This is a genomic window from Cupriavidus sp. GW823-FHT07B10 (genome assembly GCF_058794355.1).
The window spans coordinates 680584-704158 of record NZ_JBXAGS010000001.1; the positions used below are offsets into that span (position 1 = coordinate 680584).

At 66.4% G+C, this 23575-nt stretch carries 20 protein-coding genes and 3 pseudogenes; 13 read left to right on the forward strand and 10 right to left on the reverse strand.

The features are described 5' to 3' along the window. The first annotated feature begins 5 nt into the window (after positions 1 to 5). From AC1Q6V_RS03270 to AC1Q6V_RS03300, 7 genes are all read left to right on the forward strand, one after another. On the forward strand, positions 6 to 1568 hold the full coding sequence (locus tag AC1Q6V_RS03270; protein WP_037025105.1) for a hypothetical protein: 1563 nt from the start codon (positions 6 to 8) through the stop codon (positions 1566 to 1568). 145 nt (positions 1569 to 1713) lie between these two features. After that, positions 1714 to 1974: a PAAR domain-containing protein gene (locus AC1Q6V_RS03275; RefSeq protein ID WP_010811517.1), complete on the forward strand. Its 261-nt coding sequence runs from the start codon at positions 1714 to 1716 to the stop codon at positions 1972 to 1974. A gap of 29 nt (positions 1975 to 2003) precedes the next feature. Continuing rightward, complete coding sequence (tssJ, locus tag AC1Q6V_RS03280) at positions 2004 to 2510, forward strand: type VI secretion system lipoprotein TssJ (RefSeq protein WP_010811518.1); 507 nt, start codon at positions 2004 to 2006, stop codon at positions 2508 to 2510. A 4-nt stretch (positions 2511 to 2514) separates the two neighbouring features. Further along, positions 2515 to 3858 carry a type VI secretion system baseplate subunit TssK gene (tssK, locus tag AC1Q6V_RS03285; RefSeq protein ID WP_454749298.1) on the forward strand — a complete coding sequence of 448 codons (1344 nt, stop codon included), beginning with the start codon at positions 2515 to 2517 and terminating at the stop codon, positions 3856 to 3858. Beyond that, positions 3855 to 5132 carry a type VI secretion system protein TssL, long form gene (tssL, locus tag AC1Q6V_RS03290; RefSeq protein WP_058697001.1) on the forward strand — a complete coding sequence of 426 codons (1278 nt, stop codon included), beginning with the start codon at positions 3855 to 3857 and terminating at the stop codon, positions 5130 to 5132. Before tssK ends, tssL begins: the two co-directional genes overlap by 4 nt. Positions 5133 to 5144: 12 nt before the next feature. Continuing rightward, entirely contained in the window at positions 5145 to 8966 is a 3822-nt protein-coding gene (tssM, locus tag AC1Q6V_RS03295) for a type VI secretion system membrane subunit TssM (RefSeq protein ID WP_454749299.1), read from the forward strand. Further along, positions 8963 to 9682, forward strand: a complete 720-nt coding sequence (locus AC1Q6V_RS03300; protein ID WP_454749300.1) for a TagF domain-containing protein — start codon at positions 8963 to 8965, stop codon at positions 9680 to 9682. The genes tssM and AC1Q6V_RS03300 overlap by 4 nt, the downstream gene beginning before the upstream one ends. 46 nt (positions 9683 to 9728) lie before the next feature. On the opposite strand, the gene AC1Q6V_RS03305 is transcribed toward AC1Q6V_RS03300, so the two are convergent. The 4 genes and pseudogenes from AC1Q6V_RS03305 to AC1Q6V_RS03320 form a co-directional block, all read right to left on the reverse strand. Further along, positions 9729 to 10424, reverse strand: a complete 696-nt coding sequence (locus AC1Q6V_RS03305; RefSeq protein ID WP_010811523.1) for a transglycosylase domain-containing protein — start codon at positions 10422 to 10424, stop codon at positions 9729 to 9731. Positions 10425 to 10482: 58 nt separating this feature from the next. After that, the gene (locus tag AC1Q6V_RS03310; RefSeq protein WP_010811524.1) at positions 10483 to 11532 is read right to left on the reverse strand and encodes an Ldh family oxidoreductase; all 1050 of its coding nucleotides are present in this window, start codon (positions 11530 to 11532) and stop codon (positions 10483 to 10485) included. A 13-nt stretch (positions 11533 to 11545) separates the two neighbouring features. Further along, positions 11546 to 11983, reverse strand: a pseudogene (locus AC1Q6V_RS03315) (anion permease); the annotation flags it as partial. A gap of 13 nt (positions 11984 to 11996) precedes the next feature. After that, positions 11997 to 13211 (reverse strand): annotated as a pseudogene (locus tag AC1Q6V_RS03320) (SLC13 family permease); the annotation flags it as partial. Between the two features lie 436 nt (positions 13212 to 13647). Here AC1Q6V_RS03320 and AC1Q6V_RS03325 point away from each other — a divergent pair. Both AC1Q6V_RS03325 and AC1Q6V_RS03330 read left to right on the forward strand, forming a co-directional pair. Then, positions 13648 to 13893 (forward strand): hypothetical protein, encoded by a 246-nt coding sequence (locus tag AC1Q6V_RS03325; protein WP_010811526.1) that lies wholly within the window; start codon positions 13648 to 13650, stop codon positions 13891 to 13893. Positions 13894 to 13943: 50 nt separating this feature from the next. Further along, complete coding sequence (locus tag AC1Q6V_RS03330) at positions 13944 to 14765, forward strand: tyrosine-protein phosphatase (RefSeq protein WP_454749301.1); 822 nt, start codon at positions 13944 to 13946, stop codon at positions 14763 to 14765. 1 nt (position 14766) lies between these two features. On the opposite strand, the gene AC1Q6V_RS03335 is transcribed toward AC1Q6V_RS03330, so the two are convergent. Together AC1Q6V_RS03335 and AC1Q6V_RS03340 are read right to left on the reverse strand one after the other, a co-directional pair. Then, a complete protein-coding gene (locus AC1Q6V_RS03335) occupies positions 14767 to 16002 on the reverse strand; it encodes an acetate/propionate family kinase (RefSeq protein ID WP_454749302.1) in 1236 nt (411 codons plus the stop codon). Between the two features lie 47 nt (positions 16003 to 16049). Next, a pseudogene (locus tag AC1Q6V_RS03340) lies at positions 16050 to 16244 on the reverse strand (phosphate acetyltransferase); the annotation flags it as partial. A gap of 279 nt (positions 16245 to 16523) precedes the next feature. Between AC1Q6V_RS03340 and AC1Q6V_RS03345 the strand changes: the two are divergent. The 4 genes from AC1Q6V_RS03345 (at position 16524) to AC1Q6V_RS03360 (ending at position 20942) form a co-directional block, all read left to right on the forward strand. Continuing rightward, complete coding sequence (locus AC1Q6V_RS03345) at positions 16524 to 18809, forward strand: DUF3141 domain-containing protein (RefSeq protein WP_454749303.1); 2286 nt, start codon at positions 16524 to 16526, stop codon at positions 18807 to 18809. Positions 18810 to 18893: 84 nt separating this feature from the next. Beyond that, complete coding sequence (locus AC1Q6V_RS03350; RefSeq protein ID WP_010811530.1) at positions 18894 to 19688, forward strand: TOBE domain-containing protein; 795 nt, start codon at positions 18894 to 18896, stop codon at positions 19686 to 19688. A 96-nt stretch (positions 19689 to 19784) separates the two neighbouring features. Beyond that, positions 19785 to 20384: a LysE/ArgO family amino acid transporter gene (locus AC1Q6V_RS03355; protein WP_454749304.1), complete on the forward strand. Its 600-nt coding sequence runs from the start codon at positions 19785 to 19787 to the stop codon at positions 20382 to 20384. 18 nt (positions 20385 to 20402) lie between these two features. Further along, positions 20403 to 20942 (forward strand): class IV adenylate cyclase, encoded by a 540-nt coding sequence (locus AC1Q6V_RS03360; protein WP_010811532.1) that lies wholly within the window; start codon positions 20403 to 20405, stop codon positions 20940 to 20942. Here AC1Q6V_RS03360 and AC1Q6V_RS03365 read toward each other — a convergent pair. The 4 genes from AC1Q6V_RS03365 to AC1Q6V_RS03380 all read right to left on the reverse strand — a co-directional run bounded on the left by AC1Q6V_RS03365 (position 20912) and on the right by AC1Q6V_RS03380 (position 23556). Beyond that, on the reverse strand, positions 20912 to 21634 hold the full coding sequence (locus AC1Q6V_RS03365) for an ATP-binding cassette domain-containing protein (protein ID WP_454749305.1): 723 nt from the start codon (positions 21632 to 21634) through the stop codon (positions 20912 to 20914). The genes AC1Q6V_RS03360 and AC1Q6V_RS03365 overlap by 31 nt on opposite strands. A gap of 13 nt (positions 21635 to 21647) precedes the next feature. Next, positions 21648 to 22358 carry a molybdate ABC transporter permease subunit gene (modB, locus tag AC1Q6V_RS03370; protein ID WP_058696992.1) on the reverse strand — a complete coding sequence of 237 codons (711 nt, stop codon included), beginning with the start codon at positions 22356 to 22358 and terminating at the stop codon, positions 21648 to 21650. A gap of 18 nt (positions 22359 to 22376) precedes the next feature. Further along, positions 22377 to 23150: a molybdate ABC transporter substrate-binding protein gene (gene modA / locus AC1Q6V_RS03375; protein WP_010811535.1), complete on the reverse strand. Its 774-nt coding sequence runs from the start codon at positions 23148 to 23150 to the stop codon at positions 22377 to 22379. A gap of 211 nt (positions 23151 to 23361) precedes the next feature. Then, complete coding sequence (locus tag AC1Q6V_RS03380) at positions 23362 to 23556, reverse strand: DUF1059 domain-containing protein (RefSeq protein ID WP_010811536.1); 195 nt, start codon at positions 23554 to 23556, stop codon at positions 23362 to 23364. Positions 23557 to 23575: the final 19 nt, after the last annotated feature.

Here is a 23575-nt window from a genome sequence, read left to right on the forward strand (position 1 = left end):
GAACCATGGCCACTCGCATGAACAAGGTAGCCGTACGGCGCGCGATTGCCGTCATGGTGGGCGCCACCGTCGCGGCGCTCCTGTCGGCCTGTTCATCGGGAAAGCCCATGTCCAACTATCACCGAGATCCGTCGCCGTATCCACTTGCTGCGCGCACACTCGCGAGCGGCCCCAACGCGCCGGCAGCGTATGTACTTGGGGTGCAGTGGATGAATCCGCTGATGTGGAAGGACTACCCGACCCATTGGAACCTGTTGTGGGCGCAGGGAATGGCGGACCGCAACCCCTCTGATACGGACAGCCCGCATCTGAAGCTCGGTGACGCGCCGGGATTGCTCGTCCGCGGGGTCAACCCGGTCTGGAAGAATGACAATCCCAATCCGGTCTATTGGAAAGCCCTTGATGCCCTGATCCGTGAGCCGCTCTATCCACTGGGCTACCACACGGCGGTCAACGCGAATTACTTCTACTCGATCCGGAACGGCACGCGACGGCCGGACTTTGCCGACATCCGAGTATTTGCCGGCATGTCGCAGGCGTGGATCAATACACCCACCTATATCAAGGAGTCCAATCGATACATGAATGGCCGGGACCGATTGGCAGAGCAGATCGATTGGGGAATGCCGGCACCGTCGATTCTGGCAGAGAACGAAGAGCATGCCGATGAGCGTATGGCGGACTATTTTGTGAAGAACTATGCCGGTTATGACGGTCAGCCCAGAAGGGGACTCCCTTATGACTCGGACATGGTAATCGGCCTGCCAACCTTCACGCTTAACGCGGCGCGCCGGCTGTTCTCCATGGAGATCTATAGCGCGGCCGAGGCGATGAGCCTGAAGATCTTCCCCGAACCAAAGCTGGCCAATGTCACGGTGATGGCGGGCGAGGAAACCGTGGGCTTCTATGACCTGCAGGCGGCGATTGCCTACCTGAACGCCAACCCGAAGAAGACGGTGTGGGTGTACACCATGGACGCGCCCAACTACCCGAAAGGCGAGCAGACCAACGAAAATTCGGTGCTGCTGATCCTGGGACATCCCAGCGCGGACTGGGGCTATGCGCCGCTGGCGGCACTGTACACCCCGCAGCAGCACGAGGGCGGCATCAGAGCGAAGTCAGCTGCCCCTGGTGGCGCGTGGCAGGGCCTGCTGCAAGCCGTGCAAGCGCAAGCACCGCAGGCCCATTCGGTCGACCGGGTCTACCACGACATGGATCGGCGCGCGCCCAATGCGAATACGGCGCTCGCCCCGCTGCGTGCGGCGGTGCACCAGCAGTGGCCGGAGCTTGACCAGTTGAAAGATTTCCGCAGCGTCTCGGAACATATGGTGGGCCCGGCCCGCGCGGCCAGCGCGGGACTGAACATTGCCTATGCGGTCGCGTATGCGGACCAGACCGGGCATAGCGCAGTCGTGACCAGCGTGGCGGATCCCAACGATGCGTGGACGGTGCTGGTGGCGCCGCCGCCAGGCTGGACCAGGCGCGAACCGCCCAAAGAATGGCCGCGGGCGCGGGGCAGGACAACTGCCTACTACCCGTGGTTCGGCAAGCAGACGGACCGGCGTTGAGGGGATGAGAACAATGGTCAATTGGATGAACACGCTTTGCCACCAACGAGGATTTCGTCGGGGCGCTCCTGCTGGCTCGCTCATCGGAAGAGTTGCACCGGCCCATTGCAGTATGTACGCCATTTACCTGGGAGCAGATATATCGATGGCAGATTCCATTGTTGTCGTTGGCGATGGTCACACGCATGGTGGCGTCGTGCTGGCAGGCTCGCCCAACCGCAAGATCAACGGTCGCCCTATCGCACGTCAGGGGGATGCAGTCAGTTGTCCCTTGCATGGGATAAGCCGCATTTCGCAGGTAAGAGGCCTGTACAAGGTCGATGGCGTGCCAGGTGCGGTCAGCGGTGATATGACGGATTGCGGCGCGGTACTGATTGGCTCGGTGTCGGCGCGGGTGGGCTCATGACTCGCAAGGCTCTCTTGATACGGCACAGGATGGCGAGAACCGTGTCGCTGCTTGGCCTATTCGCAGTATCGGTCCTCGGCTCGGCCTGCTCCACAGCACCGGCCCAGCGCGAGCAGATGAAGCTGGATCTGGCTGTATCCGCCAAAGATACCGTCAACCCTGACGACAAGGGCAGGCCCTCTCCGGTCCTGGTTCGGGTCTACGAACTCAAGACCGACAGCGCGTTTGAGAATGCGGACTACTACTCGCTGGAGAAGTCGGACAAGACGCTGCTGACGCAGGATCTGCTGGCACGAGACGAGTTCATCCTCCGGCCCGGCGAGTCGCGCGACATCGAGCGCAAGCTCAATCCGGACACGCAAGCCATCGGCATTCTGGTCGGGTACAGGGAGCTTGGCAAAGCCACCTGGAGATCTGTCTACAAACTGCCACCGGCGCCGGACGCTGCGTGGTACCGCATGGCAATTCCGGCACGCAAGGTCAAGCTGCAAGTCTCGTTGGACCAGCAGACCATCACAATTTCCAAACCTGATTGAATCCATGAGCTGGTACAACAAGGTCGTCTGGAGCGAGGGACTGTTCCTGCGCCCGCAACTCTTTCAGCAGCAGGAGCGCTATCTGGAACACTACGCGCACAAGCGTAGCGCCGCGCTCAGCCCGTTCTTCTGGGGCTTTCACCATTTCTCGATCGATGCTGAAGCGCTCTCGCTGGGTAAGCTGGTGGTCTCCAGTGCCGCTGGAATCTTCCAGGACGGTACGCCCTTCGACGCTCCGGCACATACGGCAGTGCCGGCGCCGCTTGCGCTTCAGGCCGAGCACCTGAATCAGATCATCTGTCTGGCGGTGCCGATCCGCACGCCAAATGCGGAAGAAACGAATTTCGATGATGCCACGGATTCCCTGGCGCGATACCGTGCCTTTGAGCAGGAATTGCTGGATGCGAATTCGATCGCACAGGGACCAAAACTGGTGCAGTTGGCAGACTTGCGTCTTCGGCTTTTGCCGGAGAAGGAACTCTCCGAGTCCTGGCTTGGCCTGCCGTTGACAAGAGTGACGGAAATCCGCGCCGATGGCAGTGCCAGACTGGATGCAGCGCTGATTCCGCCGGTCAATGTCTACACGGCCAGTGCATTGCTTCAAACATGGCTTACCGAAATCCACGGCCTCCTGCATCTCAGGGCCGATGCGATGGCCGAGCGCCTGTCTGCTGCCACTATGCGGGGCGGGGATGCTGCCGAAGTATCGGAATACCTGATCCTCCAATTGCTGAACCGGTACGAGCCGATTCTGACCCACCTGCTGAAGGCCAAGGCCGCGTCGCCAGAGGTGTTGTACCTGCACCTGGCGGCATTGTCGGGGGAACTGTCGACGTTCGTGCGCACCCAGACCCGTCGGCCGGCTGAGCATGCGGCTTATCGGCACGATGCTCCGCATCTTTGCCTGAAGCCATTGGTTGACGACCTGCGCTTCCTGCTCAATGTGGTGCTGGAACGCGCTGCGCAGCGGATTGAAATCACGGAGCAGTCACATGGGATCCGAACGGCGGTGCTCGATCCGGGCGAGATCGGCCGTTTCGCGACCTTTGTGCTGGCGGTGACCGCGCAGGTTCCGGCGGATCTGTTGCAGCAGCAGTTTCCGGCCCAGACCAAGGTGGGGCCGTCTGCGCGGTTGGCGGAACTGGTTCGGTCCCATCTTCCTGGAATTCCGCTGCAGCCATTGCCGGTGCCGCCACGGCAGATCCCGTTCAATGCTGGCCATGTCTACTTTGAACTGTCCCAGCAGCACCCGCTCTGGGACCAGGTGGCGCAGTACGGTGGGCTGGCGCTGCACGTAGCGGGGACCTTTCCTGAGTTGCGTATGGAACTGTGGGGAGTGCGGCAATGAGCAAGCCACTTGTGTCGAGTGATCCCCAATTGGACTCGCAAGCAGCACAGCCTGCCAAGGCAGGAGATCGCGCGAGCCCACGCGCCGCAGCGGAGGCGAGCAGCCAGAACGACGCGCGCAAGTCCGTTGAGCAGCGGGTGGAAGAGATCAGCCGCAAGGCCAATCCCTTGCTTGCGGCAGCGCGGCCGCTGTTGCGCGCACTGGCTGACATGCCGACATCGCTGCGACAGGATCAGGCGGCTGCACTGAAGGGAATTCTGGTGGGGGAAGCGAAAGATTTTCAGGCAGTCTGCGAGCGCGCCAATATTCGGCGCGAGCACGTTCTGGCCGCACAGTATTGTCTGTGCACGGCGCTGGATGAGGCTGCCAATGGCATGCCATGGGGGCGCCATACCTGGGCGAACAACAGCTTGCTGATCCAGCTGCATGGCGAAAACGATGGCGGCGAGAAGGTGTTCCAGTTGTTGGGGCGGCTGGCGAGCTCCGCCGCAGAGCACATGGACGTGATCGAGGTGATCTATCACATCTTGTCACTCGGCTTCCTTGGCCGCTATGCTGGCCACGCCGATGGCGATCGCCAGCTCGACGCCATTCGGCAGCGGTTGTTGCACCTGATCAGCGCGGCACGCGAAAGCGTGCCGCGCGACCTGTCGCCACACTGGCGCGGCGCGGACGCCGGGCGCCTCAGCCTGCTTCGCACAGTGCCGGTGTGGGTCACGGCGTCGGTGCTGGCACTGGCGGTCTTTGGCCAGTTCGCCTGGTACAAGTACCAACTCTTGTTCCGCACCCACGATCTCGAACAGCAAATCCTCGCCATCGGCAAGGCAACACCGCCGGAGCCGCCCAAGGCGCTGCGCCTCGCCGAGTTGCTCAAGGATGAGATTGCGCGTGGGGTTGTCAGCGTACAGGAGGATGCGACCCGCAGTGCCGTCACGTTCCGCGGGGATGACATGTTCGGCGGTGGCCGCGCCGAGGTCAGCGACAAGGTCCTGCCGTTGCTGGACAAGGTTGCCGGAGAAATCAACAAGGTATCCGGCAAGGTGACCGTGGTCGGCCACAGCGACAACGTTCCCATCAAGACGGCGAAGTACCCGTCAAACCAGGTGCTGTCGGAAGAGCGTGCTGCGACCGTGACAGAGTACCTGGCCAGCAAGGGCGTCGCAAAGAATCGGCTCGAAGCGATTGGCAAGGGCGATTCGGAGCCGCTTACCGACAACAAGACGCCAGCCGCCCGGGCAAGGAATCGCCGGGTCGAAATCGTTGTAACGCCGTAATCGGGGTCAGGCATGGAATTTCTGAAACGTATCGGCGCTGTGCTGTTCTCCCGGCAGACGCTCGCGCTCATTGCCGTGCTCATGGTCGCGGCAGCTATCTGGTTCATCGGGCCGCTGCTCGGGTTCAGTAGCATGCATCCGCTGGCGGGCATCGGCGCGCGCGTCACGCTCATGGTGCTGTTGCTGGCAACGACGCTGTTCTGGTTGCTTGGCTGGCCGGTCTCCACGATAGGCCTCGCCGCGCTGTGTCTGCTGATCTGGCATGCGGGGCCGTTGCTTGCGATTGGCGCCAGCCATCCGCTGGAGCCGAGCTCAGTCCGCATTCTGCTGATCGCGGCGATTGTGCTCGTGTTCGTCGGCTATGTGTTGTACCTGCTTTGGCAGCGCGCACGCACGGACAAGACTTTTGTCGAGAGCCTGCTGAACTTTGGCGGGAAGCGCGAGGAGGTTGTGGCCAAGGATGAAATCGCCAGGCTGAACACGGCGGTTCAGACTGCCCTGCGACAACTCAAGGGCATGCGTAGCGGCAGCCGGGTCGGTCGCCTGTTCGAAGGCCGCCGCTACCTCTATGAACTGCCCTGGTACATGATGGTTGGCGTGCCGGGGGCCGGCAAGACGACGGCGTTGCTGAACGCCGGACTGCAATTCCCTATCGCGGGTCAGATGAGTGCGGCGGCTCGCGCACGGGATGGCACCGAGCAGGCAGATTGGTGGTTCACCAATGAGGCGGTTCTGATCGACACGGCAGGCCGCTATACGGCGCAGGAAGCGGGTTCGGCGATCGACCCGGCAGAATGGAAGGGATTCCTCGGCCTGCTGCGAAAATATCGCGCCCGCGCCCCGATCAACGGCGCGCTGGTGACGATCAGCGTGGAGGACCTGCTTTGGCACTCCAAAGAGGAGCGGGTGATCGAAGCGGCCAGGATTCGGGCGCGCCTGGCCGAACTGCGCGAGGAACTGGGCATCCAGTTTCCTGTCTACGTGCTGGTGACCAAGGTCGATCAGCTTGCCGGCTTCACGGACTATTGCCAGTACCTGACCAGCGAAGGCCGTGCCCAGCCTTTGGGGTTCACCTTTCCGGTTGCGGGAAAGCGGCGGCGGGGACAGCCAGCAATCGATGTTGTTGCGCAGTGCCGTGAGGAGATGTGGGCGCTGGTGGAGCGGCTGGAAGCCGGGCAGGTCAAACGGCTGTATGAGGAGTTCGATCTGGCCCGACGCCGGGCGCTCTACGCGCTGAGCGACGAGTTCGCGAGCGTGACGGAGCCGCTTGTCGCGATGCTGGAGCAGGTATTCCTTGACTCGCGCTATGACGACACCGAGCGGAATTCCATGTTGCGCGGCGTGTATTTCACCAGTGCGGCGCAAACCGGGGAAGCGATCGTCGCGGATGCGAGCACCGTGATCCGGCGGGTGCGTGGCAACGGGAAGTCTGGCGCCCAGGACGCCGCCGTCGCGGAAAAGTCAACCGGCAACCGCAGCTACTTCCTGCAGGACGTCTTCAAGCGCATCATCGTGCCCGAGGCGCACCTGGTGAAGCCGAACCTGCGCTGGGAGTTCCGCTTCCGCCTGTTGCGCCTGTTTGGCCATGCGCTGGTGCTGGTCATTTCCCTGTGGCTAGCCGGAGCGCTCTATACGAGCTTTGGCGACAATCGCAGCTATCTGGCGGTGGTGCAGGAGAAAGCCAAGGCGCTGGCCGCCACGGTAACGGCGTTTTACAAGAAGCCGCAGCCTGATGCGATGCCGGAGGTGTTGGGAGCGGCCCGCGACCTGCCTGCCTACGCCGGCCTGGATCTGGTCAATCCTTCTGCTGATTGGCGCTATGGCCTGTACAGCGTGGTGCCGGTGCTGGGCGCCGCGACCTTGACCCATACCAGGTTGCAGGACAACCTGCTGGTGCCGTACCTGGTGCGCCGGGTCGAAGCGGTGCTGTCAACGGCGGTCAGTCAGCGCGACGCCAAGCAGGCCTACGACACGCTGCGGGTCTACCTGATGCTGCATGACAAGGACAAGTTCAACGCATCCGACGTGCGTAGCTGGGTGCGCAGCGACTGGGCGACGGGCAACGGGGCGGATGCCTTTGGTGGCCGCGTGGCGGTGCTGGAGCATCTGGACAGCCTGCTCGATGGCAGCCGGCCGGTCTTGTCGCCCTACGCAAAGAACGAGGCACTGATCCGCTCGGCGCGCGATTTCCTGGACAGCGATACCTCGGTCGAACGCCTGTATGACCGCGCCAAGGCGGCCATGATGGAAGAGGCACCGCAGGATTTCACGCTGGTGCGCGCGGTCGGTCCCCAGGCCGGCACGGTCTTTACCCGGGCCAGCGGCGAGCCGCTGGAGCGCGGTATTCCGGGGCTTTTTACCTATGCCGGCTACCACGACCTGTTCAATGTCCGTTTGCCGGAGTTTGTCGCCAGGGCGCAGGCGGTCGACATTTGGGTGATGGGGCGTGGAACAGGGCCTGGCGCTCAAAAAAAAACGGCTGACAATGCCGTCGGCCGGCTCACGGGCAATGATCCGCTCACGCGCGAGATCCGGCGCCTTTACCTGAGCGAATATGCCCGGAACTGGGAGAAGTTTCTGGGTGACATCCGGACCGTGACGGGAAGCAACCTGGCCTTTGACCTGGAGATCCTGCGCAACTTTGCCGCGCCGGATTCACCGCTTGCCCGGCTGGGCAGGGCCGCGGTGCAAGAAACGACGCTCAGCCGCACGCTCGAGCCCGAGGAAAAGTCCCTTGCGGAGAAGGCGTTGTCAGCGCTGGACAAGAAGGCCGACAAAGCCAGCGCACTGAGCGTGCGTGCCGAGGCCCGTCAGGAACGCGAGCTGGTCGATAACCGCTTCGCCGCGCTGCGCGAAGTGGTTACCGGCCAGGCCGACGCGGCGGCGCCAGGCGCGCGGGACACCGCCGGCAAGCCGCAACTGGATACGATTGCCGGCATCGTCAATGCTTACTACACCAGTCTGGTAGTGGCCAATAACGCGCTGAGCACCCGGAACCTGCCGCCGCCCGCGGATGCAGGCGAGCAGTTGCGCATGGAGGCGGCGAAGCTGCCGGCGCCCTTCAAGGCGGTGCTGACCGACCTGGTCGTGCAGGGCGCCAGGGACGTCAACAAGGGTGTTGGCGATATCCTGATTGCGCAGATGGACGCCGTCATCGGCGAGAGCTGCCGCGGCGCCATCGACGGCAAGTATCCGTTCACGCCGACGTCGATGCAGGACGTGGACCCGGAAGACTTTGCACGCGTCTTCGCCGCGGGCGGAGTGTTGGACGACTTTTTCCAGAAGGTGTTGGCGCCGCACGTGGATACCACCATCTCGCCTTGGCGCTACAAGCTGACCGCCCCCGACGTGCCGCCCGTGGCTGGCCCGAGTCTGGTGCCGTTCCAGCGCGCCAGGGAAATCCGGGAAGTGTTCTTCCGGGATCCGGGAGCGAAGAAGATGGCCTGGAAGGTCGACCTGAAGGTGGTGGAACTCGATCCCGAAATCGTCGAGCTGAACATGGACTTCGACGGACAGAGCCAGCGTTACGTGCACGGTCCGGTCATCCCGCTCAAGGTGACCTGGCCGGGACCGCGGGGCGGGCAAGGGGCCGAGATCACTGCCAGCCCCCGGATTCGTCCGGATACCTCGACGCTGGCCGCCAACGGCCCGTGGGCCCTGATGCGGGTGATTGCCAAGGGCAGGCTCGCCGGCTCCGCTAGCGCCAGCCACTTCATGGCCGAATATGACTTCGACGGCCGCAGGGCGAAGCTCGATATCAATACCGGCAGCCTCGCCAACCCCTGGACCACCGGGCTGCTGCAGGGCTTCCAGTGTCCCGGGAGATCCGGGTGATCACGGCGCCGTCGATTTTCGGCAAGCTGCCAGCGCTGGGAGACTTTGTCCGCCACAATGCGCCGCTGGACCAGGTGCAGGCGTGGCGGAGCTGGTTCGATCATCGGGACGACGAACTCCTGGCGAGGGCGGCGTCGCATTCCGCGGGCGGCGGCGTCCGGCATTGGCTGCACCTGACCCCGCCCAGTCTCTCGGTTCAGTCCCGCTTGCGCCCGTCTGAACCATGCCTCTTCATCCTGCGGCCGTGCGGCCTGCAGTTTCCCAGCGAAAGCAGCTACCTGCTCGGTGTCTTGGCTGCATCGCATGACCGGGTTGGGCGCCGCTATCCGCTGGTGGTCTGGCAGGCCGCGAGCGCGCAATGGGCCGGTCATATCCTTGCCGCGCCCGCACAGTGGCTTACCGATTTGGTGCAAATCGTGCACGGCCACACACACACGGCGGACCGCACCGGCCTGGCCGCGGCGGTCGATGCCCTCTGGGCCCGCCATCGGCCAGGCTGGCGTGAGCGTGTCCAGCGTTCGCTCAGGCGGCTGGCCGATGCATCCCGGCTTGGCGCTTCAGGCGACGGCGTTATCGGGCCAAAGTCAACGCGAGACGACTGGCCCCCGGGCCTGTTGCGCGATGGCAGCCTTGGCAGCGTTTGGCAGTCCGCTGCCCACTGCGCTATCGAGATTGACGGCGTTGCTTCCATTCGCCGAATCGTGGCCGGACTCTGATCCTTCCTCCAGGGGGGAATTTTCTGCCAGCGCCATTACCGACGGCTTACCTCAGCCTCAACGGCTCCAGCAATGCCCCGTCATACTCTCCTCGCGAGATCCGTCCAAGCTCCAGCATCCGCTGCAGGATATAAACCTGCCGCTGCCGCGCCCGCCTCGGATTCGCCACCGGATTATTAGCCGACGGCGCCTTGGGGAGCCCGGCAAGCATCGCACACTCAGCCAGCGTCAACTGATCCAGCCGCTTGCCAAAGTAAGTCCGCGCCGCATCGGCAAAGCCGTACGCCCCCTGGCCCAGGTAGATCTTGTTCATGTACAACTCCAGGATCTCGTCCTTGGTCAGCGCCTTTTCAATCCGGTATGAAAGCAGCACCTCGTACAGCTTGCGGGTATAGGTCTTGTCCCGCGACAGGTAGAAATTGCGTGCCACCTGCATGGTGATGGTCGATGCCCCCTGCGACAGCTCGTCCGACAGGTTGGCAACGCCGGCACGGACGACGCCGATGTAGTCGATGCCGTCATGCACGTAGAAGCGCTCATCCTCGATCGCCACCACGGCGCCGGTCAGCTCGCGCGGGATCTTGCCGATGGGCACGTAGTCGGGCGTATGGCGGAAGGCGGTGAGGGCGTCGAGCGACGGCAGTTGCCGGTTGGCGGCCAGGATGGCGATGGCAGCCAGCAGCGCGCCGCCGATCACGGCGAGCACCAGCAGCTTGATGAAGGCGGACCAGAGTCTTTTCATGGCACGTATTGTGCCAGCCGTGTGCGGCAGGGTGCGAGTCCCGCCGCAGGCGGCACCTTCAGGCCGTGGGGACGGCCACGTTGAGCGACTGCGCCAGGCGCTCAAGATTGCGCCAGATGGCCGGGTTGATGTTTAGCGTGTCGCTGGCCTGCGCCCGGTTGGCGGCCTCGTACTCGCCGGGGTACTGCACGCGGTCGACGCCCGGCGCCGGCGGTGTGTCGTGCAGGTAGCGCACGAACGCCTCGACCTCGGCGCTCTGCCAGTCCAGGCCCAGGTCCAGCGCGGGATTGAGCAGCACCGCGAACAGGTTGTTGGTGGCCACGCCGCCGCGCGGATTGTCTGGCTGGATGGTACCGCCGCCGGACAGCACGCCCGCCAGCAGCTCGGCCACAACGCCCAGTGCGTAGCCCTTGTGGCCGCCAAAGGGCAGCAGCGCGCCGGGGTGTTCGCCGAACATGGTTGACGCGTCGGTGGTGGGGTTGCCGTCGGCGCCGATGATGCTGCCTTCGGGCGCCGGCTCGCCTTTCTCGGCCAGCACACGGGCCTTGTTGATGGCAATCGCGCTGGTGGCGATGTCCACCACCAGAGGCGGCCGCCCGTTGGGCATCGGGCCGGCGAAACACAGCGGGTTGGTGGTGAGCCGCGCCACGCGGCCGCCGAACGGCGCCACCACCGGCGCGCGGTTGATCACGTTGGTGAAGCTCAGCAGCACAAAGCCGGCGGCGGCCGCCATCTCGCCGTAGTGGCCCATGCGGCCGAGATGGTGCGAGCGGCGCAGCGTGACGATGCAGTGGCCATGCTGGCGCACGCGCTCGATCGCTGCTTGCATCACGGACTTGCCCACGTGCTGGCCGAAGCCGCCGTCGCCGTCGAACACCATCAGCGTGCCCTGGTCCAGCACGCATTTGGCGCGGCCTTGCGGGTTGACGCTGTGGCTGTCGAGGGCGGTGCGGTAGTTGGGCAGGATCGACAGGCCGTGGCTGATATAGCCGCAGCGGTCGGATTCGACCAGGTGCTCGGCCACGTCGTCAGCGATGTCGGCGGGCACCTGCTGCGCGGCGAGGATGTCGCGGGCAAGCTGGCGGGCGCTGGTGAGGGAGATCTTCATGGTTCGTACCTCCTCAGACCCAGCCCAGCCAGCGCCAGTAGGTGGCTGCGAACAGCAGCATCATGGCGTAGCCGATGATCGTCACGGGGATGCCGATGCGCGCGAACTGGCGGCCGTTGAAGGTTTCCGTGCCCAGGCACACCATGTTCTGCGGCGCGTTGATCGGCAGGATAAAGCCGAAGCTGACGGTAAAGCCCAGCAGCATGGTCATGCCCACGCGGTTGATGTCGCCGGGCAGTGTCTGCAGCACCGCGATCAGGATCGGCAGCAGTGCCGCGGTCAGCGCGGTGGCGCTGGCAAAGCCCAGGTGGATCAGGATCAGGAAGGCCGACAGGATCGCAAACACCGGCAGCGCGCCGTGCGCCGCCAGTCCGGAATGCGTGACCACGAACTGCCCCAGCCACTGGCCGGCGTTGGTGGACAGCAGCGCCGTGCCCAGGCTGATGCCGACTCAGGAAGGCCGACAGGATCGCAAACACCGGCAGCGCGCCGTGCGCCGCCAGTCCGGAATGCGTGACCACGAACTGCCCCAGCCACTGGCCGGCGTTGGTGGACAGCAGCGCCGTGCCCAGGCTGATGCCGACGCCGAACACGATCAGCGTGCCCCACGGCGTGCGTTGCTGCATGGTCTTCCAGTCCATCACGCCGATGCGCGGCATCATCAGGATCACCAGGCCGACGAAGGTCACGGTGGCGGTGTCGAAGCTGTGCAGCTTGCCTTCGGTGGCCCAGAACAGCAGCAGGCCCAGCGATACCGCGGCCAGCCGCTTCTGCGGCGCGCTCATGGGGCCGAGGGCCGACAGCTCGCGCTGCACGGCTTCCTTGCCGCCGGGGATGGCGTCGGTTTCGGCGGGCAGCAGCAAGCGCACCAGGAAATACAGCACCACCGACATTGCGATGGCCCATGGCGCGCCCGCGATCAGCCATTGCAGCCAGGTGATGCGCTCGCCCAGCAGCTTGTCCATGAAGCCCACCGTCAGCAGGTTCTGCGCCGCGGCGGTCTGGATGCCGACGTTCCAGATGCTGGTGGCCTGCGCCACCGTGATCATGATGCCGGCGGCGATATTGGACTTCTTGTCGACGCCGAAGGCGGCGATCACGCCCATCATGATCGGCACCACGCAGGCACTGCGCGCGGTGGCGCTGGGCACCACCAGGCTCAGCGCGATGGTGACGGCGATCGTGCCGATCAGGATGCGGCGCGTGCTGGTGCCAATGGCAGACAGCGTCACCAGCGCGATGCGCCGGTCCAGCCCGGTCACGGTCATCGCCGCGGAGATGAACAGCGCCGCGGCGACCAGTGCCAGCGCGGTGTTGGAGAACCCCGCCAGCGCCATGCCGAGCGCCTTCGAGGTGCCGTACTGCACCGAGGGGTCGTTGACGGTCGGCGCAAAGCCGATCAGCCCCGCCATCAGCGAGGTGATCATGATGGCGCTGGTCTCATATGACACCGCCTCGGTGATCCACACCACGATGGCGAAGGCGAGGATCGCCAGCATGCGCTGGCCGGCGACGGTCAGCCCCTCGGGCTGCGGGATCGCCAGCACCACCAGCAGCGCAGCAACGGCGGCGAACAGGCCCCAGTGCAGCGTGAGTTTCGGCGCCGGCACGACAGCCTGTGCAGCCGCGGCGGAAGGGGCGGAAGGGGCGGAAGGGGGGGAGGCGGAAGTATCTGTCATTGCCGGCATCCTTTTGGTTGGTGATCCTGCTCGGTACCCGGGTGCACCTGGCTCGGACGGCTCTCGGCAGACAGTGCGGCGCGCCGGCGCTGGGACAGCGCGGCCGGCAGGACAGGCAGGTGTCGGTCGCGAGACGGCATCCGTGTGCGGCGTGCCCGGAGCGGCCTCGCTGCTGGCGTGGCCGCCGCGTTCGACATGATAGGAATTTTCCGACCGGCAGCCGGCCCTGTCGAGGGCGATTCCAAGCTATTTCCGCCCGCCATGAGCAAGATCAAGTCCACGTGTGATCAATGGATACCCGCGCCGCCGCAGGCGTCATACCAGTGAGAAGCTCGCCACATAAGGTCTGGCGGCGGTGTGTGTGCGCAAGCGCGCCACCATGGCCCCGGCCGGGTGATGCATGAGCAGGAGTGATCTGAAATAATTGGAGCCGACCATGAAGGTTTTAGTACGTGGACTGAAAGCAGGCCTGGACGCGGCGGCACTGCGCGAGGCGCTGGCGCGGTATGCGAAGATCCGTTCGGTGGAACTGGTGGAAGCGGGCGACCCGAAGCACCCGTGGGCGTGGGTCGATATCGATGCCAGTGCGCTGACGGTGTGGAAGCTGGTGGCGCGGCTGGACCGGCGCTATATCGCCGGCTGCCACCTGCGCTGGCATGTGCCGGCGTACCGCGCGCGCTGATGCGCCGGCACAGCATCGGCCTGCATCGCAAGGACAATCAGGAAAGAACAATGATCAAGTGGCTTCAACGCGCAGGATGCCTGTCCGCCCATGCCGTCGTGCCGCAGGCTCCGGCCGCGGCCAGCGTGCAGGGCCGGCATGACCTGGCATTCGACACCATCAGCAATGCGCGCGACCTGGGCGGCCTGGCCGGCGCGGGCGGACGCCGCGTGCGCCAGGGGCGCCTGTACCGCAGCGGCAACCCCGCGCTGGCCAGCGCGGCGGACCTGGAGCGGCTGCAGACGCTCGGGCTCGACATGGTGGTGGATTTCCGTTCGCCCGGCGAGAAGTCGCCTGAAGAGGCCGCCTTCGGCCAGCGCTTCCACTGGGTGGCGGCGCCCGTGCTGGAGGGCAGCATGGCGATGGATGTGCTGATGCCGCGCCTGCGCGCCAGCACGCCGGCACAGATGGATGCCTTCATGCTGGAGGTCTACGGCGACTTCCCGGTGCGCTACCGCGAGGCCTTTGCCGGCTTCATGCGTACCGCGCAAGGCGGCAAGACGCTGCTGTTCCACTGCACCGCCGGCAAGGACCGCACCGGCTTTGCCGCACTGCTGTTGCTGGCGGCGCTGGGCGTGGCGCAGGACGATATCCTGGCCAACTACCTGGAGTCGAACCAGCGCAATGCGCAGTTCAACCAGACTGCGTTGGCGCGCATGGCCGGGCTTGGCGTGGCCCCCGCGGTGATGACGCCGCTGCTGGAAGTCCGCGCCAGCTATCTCGATGCGTCGATGCAGGCCATCGACGCGGGCTGGGGCAGCGTCGACAACTACCTGCGTGAGGCGCTCGAAGTGGACGTCGCGCAGCTGCGCGGGCACTACCTGGCAGGCTGACTCAGAGCTGCCCGCATTCGCGCAGGATGCGGGCGGTGTTCAGCGCAATCATCCCTTCTTCATCGGTCGGCAGCACCAGCACCGGCACGCGGCTGTCGTCGCGGCTGACGCGCTGGCTGTTCTCGCCGTTGGCGCCACCGTCGAGCGCGATGCCGAACAGCCCCGCCAAGTGTTCGCAGATGCGTGCGCGCACCGGCGGCGAGTTGGCGCCGATGCCCGCGGTGAACACCAGCGCGTCAAGGCCGCCCAGCGTGGTGGCGAGCTTGCCGATCTCCTGCGCGGCGCGGTAGGCATAGAAGTCCAGTGCCAGCCGCGCGCGCGGCGCATCGCTGGCCAGCAGCGCGCGCATGTCGCTGCTCACGCCTGACAGTCCCTTCAGCCCGGATTCCTGGTACAGCATCGTCTGGATCTCGGCCGGCTTCATGCCCTGCTGCGCCAGCCACAGCAGTGCGCCGGGATCGACCGAGCCGCAGCGCGTGCCCATGGGCAGGCCGTCGAGCGCGGTCAGGCCCATGGTGCTTTCCACGCTGCGGCCGTCGCGCATGGCGCACAGGCTGGCGCCGTTGCCCAGGTGGGCCACGATCACGCGGCCCTCGGCCAGGTCGGGCGCGACCTGGCGCAGCCGGCGCGCGATGTACTCGTACGACAGCCCATGGAAGCCATAGCGCCGGATGCCGCGCTCGTAGTACGCGTAGGGCAGCGCCATCAGCTGCGCCAGCACGTCGTGGCCGGCATGGAAGGCGGTGTCGAAGCAGGCCACCTGCAGCAGGTCCGGCACAGCCTCGCGCACCGCGCGGATTGCAGTCAGGTTGTGCGGCTGGTGCAGCGGTGCCAGCGGCACCAGCGCTTCCAGCTTTGCGATTACCTCGTCGTCGATGCGCACGGCCTGCGCATAGTCGGCACCGCCATGCACCACGCGATGGCCGATCGCCACCGGCGGGTTGTCGCGCAGGCCCACGCTCAGTACCAGCCGCACCAGGCGGAAGGCGGCGTCGTGGTCGGCCACCTGGGCCTGCGGGAAGGTCTCGTCGGCGACCACGCGCCCGTCGGCCATGCGCGCGGTCAGGCGCGGCGCCACGCCGATGCCCTCGATCTGGCCGTGCGCGCTCAGCACCGGGTTGATGTCGGCATTGCCATGCGCGGCGTCGGGCACGGCGTAGACCGAGACCTTGACGCTGGATGAGCCGGCGTTGACAACGAGGATGACGGGATGCACGGCGGGGTGGATGGCGGGCACGCTGGATGGACTCCCAAGTGGTTGCGCAAGGGCTGCACGGGCATGGCTCAGACCTGCGCCGCGGCTGCGGCGCTGCGGCGCGCATGGGCCAGCAGCACGGCAATGGCGCAGCTGCCGATGCGCGCGCGTACGCTGTCGGCCCGGCTGGTGAGGATGATGAGAACGCGCGCGCCCAGCACGATGCCGGCGGCTTCGGCGCCGGCCAGGAAGGTCAGCTGCTTGGCCAGCATATTGCCCGCTTCCCTTGCGACAGGCGCCGCCCGGTGCGCAGCCCGCCGGCCGCGCGCGGGTGCGCGATTGCTGCGGTGCGCAAAGTGCCTTGCGCCAGTATAGGCGACGATTCTTTCCAGTCGATGACCGCGCGGCGCGCTAACAGTGTGGCATTGCGCGCAGCCAGTCTCTGGGTTGCACCGCAGGGCAGCGGCTGGTACGCTTGGTTTTGTTGCAGAGCAACATGCGTCACTCCGGCCGCGCCGCCAAGCGCGCGGATACGCCGGACGGGCGCCAACCAGGGGAGTGGAATGACCGCACGCGAACGCGCCGACCTGCCGCGGGACAGCAGCGCCACCTCGACCGCTACCAGTCTGTCCGCGCACGCCAACCCGTTCGCGGCACTGGCACAGCCGGCGCTGGAATACGCCCTGGACGCATGGCAGCGCACCGTGCTGCTGCTCGACATCCTGCGCCAGCGCGGCAACGAGTCCGCCGAGCATGAGCTTGAGGGCATGCCGCCCGTGCTGGTGTTCGAGCACGAGCTGCTGGCCGATGGCCGCCAGTTGCCTGAACCCGCCAACTACGCGCTGCTGCGCATCGTGCCGCCGGCGGACAGCCCGACAGATCCCGCCCTGCGCCCCTTCGTGGTGATCGACCCGCGCGCAGGCCACGGCCCGGGCATCGGCGGTTTCAAGGCCGACAGCGAGATCGGCATCGCGCTGCGCACCGGTCATCCGTGCTATTTCATCACCTTCTTCTACGAGCCCTGCCCGGGCCAGACCATCGAATCGGTGGCGCGCGCCGAGGCTGCCTTCCTGCAGATCGTTGGCGAGCGCCACCCGGATGCACCGGGCAAGCCCTTCATCATCGGCAACTGCCAGGCTGGCTGGGCGCTGATGATGCTGGCCGCGGTGGCGCCGGAGCGCACCGGCCCGTTGCTGCTGGCCGGCGCGCCGCTGGCGTACTGGTCCGGCGTGCGCGGGCGCAACCCGATGCGCTACAGCGGCGGCCTGCTGGGCGGTTCGTGGCTGGCCTCGCTGATTGCTGACCTGGGCAATGGCCGCTTCGACGGCGCCTGGCTGGTGGAGAACTTCGAACAGCTCAATCCCGCCAATACACTGTGGGAGAAGCTCTACGACGTCTATGCGAAGGCCGACACCGAAGGCCCGCGTTTCCTCGACTTCGAGCGCTGGTGGGGTGGCCACTTCCTGATGAACCGCGCCGAGATCGACTGGATCGTGCAGAAGCTGTTCGTCGGCAACCGGCTCACCGCGGGCGAGGTGCGTAGCACCGACGGCAAGACCGTGGTGGACCTGCGCAACGTGCGCTCGCCGGTGATCATCTTTGCCTCCTGGGGAGACAACATTACGCCGCCGCAGCAGGCGCTGAACTGGATCCCGGACCTGTACGCGAGCGATGAGGAACTGGTCGCCAACGACCAGGTGATCGTCTACTGCCTGCACCCGACCGTGGGCCACCTCGGCATTTTTGTCTCCGCGGGCGTGGCCAACCGCGAGCACAGCGAACTGTTCTGCGCACTGGACCTGATCGACGTGCTGCCGCCGGGCCTGTACGAGGCGAAGATCGAAGACGTCGCGCCCGACCTGCGGCACCGCGACCTGGTCGAAGGGCGCTACCTGATGCGCTTCGAGTGCCGCGGCATTGCCGACATCCTGGCGCTGGACGACGGCCGCGACGACGAGCGCGCCTTCGAGGTGGTGCGGCGCGTGGCCGAGGTCAACCAGCATATCTACGACACCTTCGCCTCGCCGTGGGTACGCGCCATGTCCAACGAATTGAGCGCGCAGTGGCTGCGCGCGCTGCATCCCGCGCGGCTGGAGCGCGAGCTGGCGACCGACGTGAACCCATGGATGGCGTGGATCGGCGCGCTGGCGCCGCTGGTGCGCGAGCATCGCGCGCCGGTATCGGCGGACAATCCGCTGCTGACGCTGGAGCACGCGGCCTCGGCGCAGATCGTCAGCGCGCTCGACCAGTTCCGCGACCTGCGCGATGCCTGGTACGAGCGGGCCTTCGAGGCGATCTACGCTTCGCCGGCGATGGCGGCGCTGGTGGGGCTGCGCGCGCCGGCGCCGGTCAACCTGGAGTCGCCCGTGACTGTGGCGCTGCGCAAGGAGCTGGCCGCGCGCCGGCTGCATGATGCCGAGGCGGCGATCGGGCAGGGTGGCACGCTGGAGGCCTTTGTGCGCGTGCTGGCCTACGTTGCCGATCGCCCCAGCGCCATCGAGGAGCGGCCGTTCAACCTGCTGCGTCGTATCGCGCGCGAACAGCAGCAAGCCACCGGGCAATCCGGCGGCCAGGCCGACCTGGCCGCGTTCAAGACCGCGGTGCGCCAGCAGAGCTTTATCGTCAGGCTGGATCCGCAGCGCGCGATCCGGGCGCTGCCGGCACTGGTGCCGGACCGCGAGACCCGCCGCAAGCTGATGGTGGCGGCGCATCGCGTGATGACGGTCGGCGGCCCGCTGTCAGGCGAGCGGCTGGGGCGCTATCGCGAAGTCGCCGAAGTGATGGGGACGGGTCATCCGCGCGAGGTTGCCGACTCAGCCAAGGGGGATGAGGCCGCGCACCAGGACTGAGTGCGCCGGACCGATCCGCAATTCGGATTACCATAGCCGCGTCTCGGACTCCATTGCGGTGCCGGCCACCGGCACCCGACATCCATGCTTGAACTTCAGGGGGCCATCTGGTTCCGCTCCGGCTCGCAAGACTGGGGCGGCAAGGACCGCATCGCGCTGCTCGCCGCCATCGGCGAACACGGCTCGATCACCGCAGCCGCGCGCGCGGTCGGCATCAGCTACAAGGCCGCGTGGGACGCCATCGATGCCATGAACAACAGCGCGGGCGAGCCGCTGGTGGTGCGCGCCGCCGGGGGCAAGGGCGGCGGCGGCACGCACCTGACCGCGCGCGGCGAGCAACTGATCCGCACCTATCGTGCGCTGGAAGGCGAACACCAGCGCTTTGTCGCACAGCTGTCGCTCTTGGGCGAGGGGGCGGCCGACGATATCCACCTGATGAGGCGAATGATGATCAAGACCAGTGCACGCAACAAGCTGTTCGGGCGCGTGGCCAGCGTGCGCGGCGGCGCGGTCAATGACGAGGTCGTGCTGGAACTGCCCGGCGGGCAGCAGATCGTTGCCACCATCACGCATGAAAGCGTCGAGACGCTGGCCCTGGCCGAGGGCGCGGAGGCGTTTGCGCTGATCAAGGCATCTTCGGTGCTGGTGGGGCTGCCCGATCCGGGGATGCGGCTGTCGGCGCGCAACCAGCTGCCGGGCGTGGTGTCGCGCGTGATGCCGGGTGCGGTGAATGCCGAGGTGGTGATCGAACTCGACGGCGGCGGTACGGTTGCGGCGATCGTGACCAATGGCAGTGTGGAAGCGCTGGGGCTGCAGGTGGGGGTGGCTGCGCTGGCGGTGTTCAAGGCGTCAAGCGTGATCCTGGGTGTAGTGGCGTGAGGTAGTCCTGCGGCAGGAATGGGAAGATGGGCGGGCATGGCGGCTGCCCCCGGCGTGCAATAATAGCCACCCAAAAAAACAGCCGTTCCACATCCAATGCACGCCGCCCTGGCCGGCTTCTCCCTCGGTCTTTCCCTGATTCTTGCCATCGGTTCCCAGAATGCTTTCGTGCTGCGACAAGGGTTGCGGCGCGAGCATGTGCTCTGGGTCTGCCTGGTGTGCGCGCTTTCCGATGCGCTGCTGATCCTGCTGGGCGTTTCCGGCTTTGCCGTGATGATCCGCGAGCTGCCCTGGCTGGGTGCGGCGATGCGCTACGGCGGCGCGGCTTTCCTGATCTGGTATGGCGCGCGCAGCTTCCTGGCCGCGTGGCGCTCGAACGCGGTGCTGGATCCCAGCGACGCCGCGCCGCGGCCGCTTGGGGCCGCGCTGGCGGTGTGCCTGGCGTTCACCTGGCTCAATCCACATGTGTATCTCGATACGGTGATGCTGATCGGTTCGGTGTCGACGCAGTTCGCAGGGAACGCGCGCGAGTTCGCCGCGGGTGCCATGACCGCGTCGTTCCTGTTCTTCTTTTCGCTGGGCTATGGCGCGGCGCTGCTGCGGCCGGTGTTTGCGCGGTCGCGTGCGTGGCAGGTGCTGGAAGTGGTGATCGGCATCACCATGTGGGTGATTGCCGCGCGGCTGCTGCTGGGCTGATTGCAAGGAGACAGACGCATGCCAAGAAACGTCGAGATCAAGGCCCGCATTGACAGTATCGAAGCCGTGTTGCCGCATGCGGCAGCGCTGGCCGACAGCGGTCCCGAATACATCCGCCAGGACGATACCTTCTTCCCCTGTGTCAACGGCCGGCTCAAGCTGCGCGAGTTTGCGCCCGACCGCGGCGAGCTGATCTTCTATGCGCGTGCCGACGAGGCGGGGCCGAAGGAGAGCTTCTATATCCTGTCGCCGACGCGATCGCCGGATACCCTGCGCGCGGCGCTGGCCGCGGCGCATGGCGAGGGCGGGCGGGTGCGCAAGCTGCGCACGCTGTACCTGGCTGGCCGCACGCGCGTGCACCTGGACCGGGTCGAGGACCTTGGCGATTTCCTGGAATTGGAAGTGGTGCTGGCCGAAGACGAGCGCCTGGAGAACGGCGTGGCCGAAGCCCACGCATTGCTGGCGCGGCTGGGCATTCCCGCGTCCAACCTGATTGAAGGCGCTTACGTCGACCTGCTGCGCGCGGCTCAGGCCACGCGCGCCGACACCGGCGCGTAGACCGGCGGATGGTGGCGGCTGGTGCCGCTGCCGAAGATGCGGCCCTCGCGGATTTCCAGCACGTGGTCGCCCAGCGCCTCGACATCGGCGGGATCGTGCGAGATCACCAGCATCGGCACATCCAGGCTGGCCTGCAGCGTGCGCAACTCCGCGCGCATGCGCGCGCGCAGCGCGGGGTCGAGCGCGGAGAAGGGTTCATCCAGCAAGACGATGTCGGGCTGCGCCACCAGCGCGCGCGCCAGTGCCACGCGCTGCTTCTGGCCGCCGGAGATCTCCGCCGGGAAGTTGCCGACGATGTCGGCCAGGCCGAAGGCGTCGATCCAGCGCTGCGCTTCCGGATGCACGGCGCCGCGGCGCGGGTTGCGCCAGCCGCGCGACAGGCCGAAAGCGATGTTCTGGCCCACGGTCAGGTGCGGGAACAGCGCGTATTCCTGGAACAGGTAGGCCACCCGGCGCTCTTGCGGGCGCACGTCGATGCCGGCGTCGGCATCGAACAGCGTGCGGCCGTTCAGCACGATGCGGCCGCTGTCCGGTGCCAGCAGGCCGGCGATGGCGCGCAGCGTCAGGCTCTTGCCGGCGCCCGAGGGTCCGAATAGCGCAATGCGCCGGCTGGCCGAATCGAAATCGATATCCAGTGCAAAGTGGCGGTCGGCCGAGACCATCTGCTTGCGGATGCTGACGTGCATGCTCATGGCGGGTCCCGGCTTAGCGGATGCGCGGGCGCAGGCGCCGGCGTTCATAGAGTTCAGCGGGATTGCGCGCGGCGGCCGGCACCAGGCGCCCGGCGACCACCAGCAGCAGCACGCAGGTGACGGAGGTCACCAGCACCAGCAGGTTGGCGGTGTTGTCGTCGCCGGCCTGCACCGCCTCATAGATGGCGACTGACAGCGTTTGCGTGCGTCCGGGCAGGTTGCCGGCGATCATCAGCGTGGCGCCGAATTCGCCCAGCGCGCGGGCAAAGGCCAGCAGCACGCCGGCGATGATGCCGCGCGCGGCCAGCGGCAGCGTGACGCGGAAGAAGATGCCGGCTTCGGGCACGCCCAGCACGCGGGCGGCGTTTTCCAGCTGATGGTCCACGCCTTCAAAGGCGGCGCGCGCTGACTTGAGCACCAGCGGGAAGGCGACGATGGTGGAGGCCAGCACCGCGCCCTGCCAGGTGAAGACCAGTTCGATGCCCAGGCGCGCCAGCCACTCACCGAAGATGCCACGGCGCCCGACCAGCACCAGCAGGTAATAGCCGAGCACCGTGGGCGGCAGCACCAGCGGCAGCGTCAGCACCGCATCGACCACGTCACGCAGCGGCGAGCGCCAGCGCGCCAGCGCCCAGGCCGCGCCGACGCCGAGCACGGCATTCAGCGCGGTGGCCCAGCCGGCCACCTTCAGCGACAGCAGCAGCGGTACCCAGACGGCGTCCATGGTGCGCGCAGCGTTCCGTCAGGGCTTCTGGAAGCCGAAACGCGACAGGATGGCCTGGCCTTCCGGCGAGGCGACGTAGTCGACGAACTGCGCCGCTTCCTTCTGCTGGCGCGTCTGGCCGGTGATGGCGATGGGGTAGGTCACCGGCGTGCGGCTTGGCACGCGCACGGCCACCTTGACCTTGTCCGGCATCACCGCGGCGTCGGTGGCAAAGACGAAGCCGGCCTGGACTTCGCCGCGCGCGACGTAGTCCAGGCTCTGGCGCACGTTCTGCGCCGGCACGCCCTTGGCGGCCACGGCGTCCCACAGCCCGGCCGCTTCCAGCGCGCCGCGGGTGTAGCGGCCCACCGGCACCGAGGCCGGGTTGCCGTAGGCGATGCGCTTCACTTCCGGGCGGGTCAGGTCCTGCAGCGAGGCGATGGCCAGCTTGCTGTCCGCGGGCACGATCAGCACCACCTGGTTGGCGGCGAAGTTGCGGCGCGAGGCCGGCGCGATCACCTTCTCGGCCTCGGCCTTGTTCATTGCCTCCTGGTCGGCCGAGGCAAACACGTCGGCCGGCGCGCCCTTGATGATCTGCTGCATCAGCACGTCGGACGCGCCGAAGTTCAGCACCACGTGCGTGCCGGGATGGGCGCGCTCGAACGACTCGGCCAGCGACTTGAAGGCATTGGTCAGGCTGGATGCCGCGGACACCACCAGGTCGGCGGCAAAGGCAGGCGGCGCGGCCAGCGCCAGCGTGGCGACGCAAGCGGCCAGCAGGAACCCGCGGCGGCAGGAACGGAGGGCAGACATCGGAATCCTCGGGAATCGGCCAGCCGGCATGTGTGGCAAGGCCTGTGCGGGTGGACTGTCACGCGCAATATACGTCTGTATATAGCGCTACGTCAATGATGCGCCATGACGGCCGTCATGGGTATTCGACGTGGCTTAAGTGCTGTATCAGGGACTGCGAATGAGCCCCAGTGGTGGGAGCCGGCGCCCCCGGGCGCCAGCCGTGCCGGTTTCACGCCGGCGGCATGCCATCCTTGAACAATGACTTCAACTGGGTGCGCAACTCAGGGGTGTCCTGATGCTGGTGCACCGCTACCGCGTGCTGGACCGCGGCTTCGAGCAGTTCGTCTTCGCTGTCGGCGCTCATTGCCACCGTGCAGTGGGTGTCGCTCGGGAACTCGCGGCAATCGATAAACTTGCGTGCCATGATGCCTCCTGACGCCGGC

What these genes read in the sequence shown, in the direction of transcription:
- AC1Q6V_RS03270 (WP_037025105.1), top strand. Translation starts at nt 6, where the DNA reads ATGGCCACTCGCATGAACAAGGTAGCCGTACGGCGCGCGATTGCCGTC.
- AC1Q6V_RS03275 (WP_010811517.1), top strand. Translation starts at nt 1,714, where the DNA reads ATGGCAGATTCCATTGTTGTCGTTGGCGATGGTCACACGCATGGTGGC.
- tssJ (WP_010811518.1), top strand. Translation starts at nt 2,004, where the DNA reads ATGGCGAGAACCGTGTCGCTGCTTGGCCTATTCGCAGTATCGGTCCTC.
- tssK (WP_454749298.1), top strand. Translation starts at nt 2,515, where the DNA reads ATGAGCTGGTACAACAAGGTCGTCTGGAGCGAGGGACTGTTCCTGCGC.
- tssL (WP_058697001.1), top strand. Translation starts at nt 3,855, where the DNA reads ATGAGCAAGCCACTTGTGTCGAGTGATCCCCAATTGGACTCGCAAGCA.
- tssM (WP_454749299.1), top strand. Translation starts at nt 5,145, where the DNA reads ATGGAATTTCTGAAACGTATCGGCGCTGTGCTGTTCTCCCGGCAGACG.
- AC1Q6V_RS03305 (WP_010811523.1), bottom strand. Translation starts at nt 10,424, where the DNA reads ATGAAAAGACTCTGGTCCGCCTTCATCAAGCTGCTGGTGCTCGCCGTG.
- AC1Q6V_RS03310 (WP_010811524.1), bottom strand. Translation starts at nt 11,532, where the DNA reads ATGAAGATCTCCCTCACCAGCGCCCGCCAGCTTGCCCGCGACATCCTC.
- AC1Q6V_RS03325 (WP_010811526.1), top strand. Translation starts at nt 13,648, where the DNA reads ATGAAGGTTTTAGTACGTGGACTGAAAGCAGGCCTGGACGCGGCGGCA.
- AC1Q6V_RS03330 (WP_454749301.1), top strand. Translation starts at nt 13,944, where the DNA reads ATGATCAAGTGGCTTCAACGCGCAGGATGCCTGTCCGCCCATGCCGTC.
- AC1Q6V_RS03345 (WP_454749303.1), top strand. Translation starts at nt 16,524, where the DNA reads ATGACCGCACGCGAACGCGCCGACCTGCCGCGGGACAGCAGCGCCACC.
- AC1Q6V_RS03350 (WP_010811530.1), top strand. Translation starts at nt 18,894, where the DNA reads ATGCTTGAACTTCAGGGGGCCATCTGGTTCCGCTCCGGCTCGCAAGAC.
- AC1Q6V_RS03355 (WP_454749304.1), top strand. Translation starts at nt 19,785, where the DNA reads ATGCACGCCGCCCTGGCCGGCTTCTCCCTCGGTCTTTCCCTGATTCTT.
- AC1Q6V_RS03360 (WP_010811532.1), top strand. Translation starts at nt 20,403, where the DNA reads ATGCCAAGAAACGTCGAGATCAAGGCCCGCATTGACAGTATCGAAGCC.
- AC1Q6V_RS03365 (WP_454749305.1), bottom strand. Translation starts at nt 21,634, where the DNA reads ATGAGCATGCACGTCAGCATCCGCAAGCAGATGGTCTCGGCCGACCGC.
- modB (WP_058696992.1), bottom strand. Translation starts at nt 22,358, where the DNA reads ATGGACGCCGTCTGGGTACCGCTGCTGCTGTCGCTGAAGGTGGCCGGC.
- modA (WP_010811535.1), bottom strand. Translation starts at nt 23,150, where the DNA reads ATGTCTGCCCTCCGTTCCTGCCGCCGCGGGTTCCTGCTGGCCGCTTGC.
- AC1Q6V_RS03380 (WP_010811536.1), bottom strand. Translation starts at nt 23,556, where the DNA reads ATGGCACGCAAGTTTATCGATTGCCGCGAGTTCCCGAGCGACACCCAC.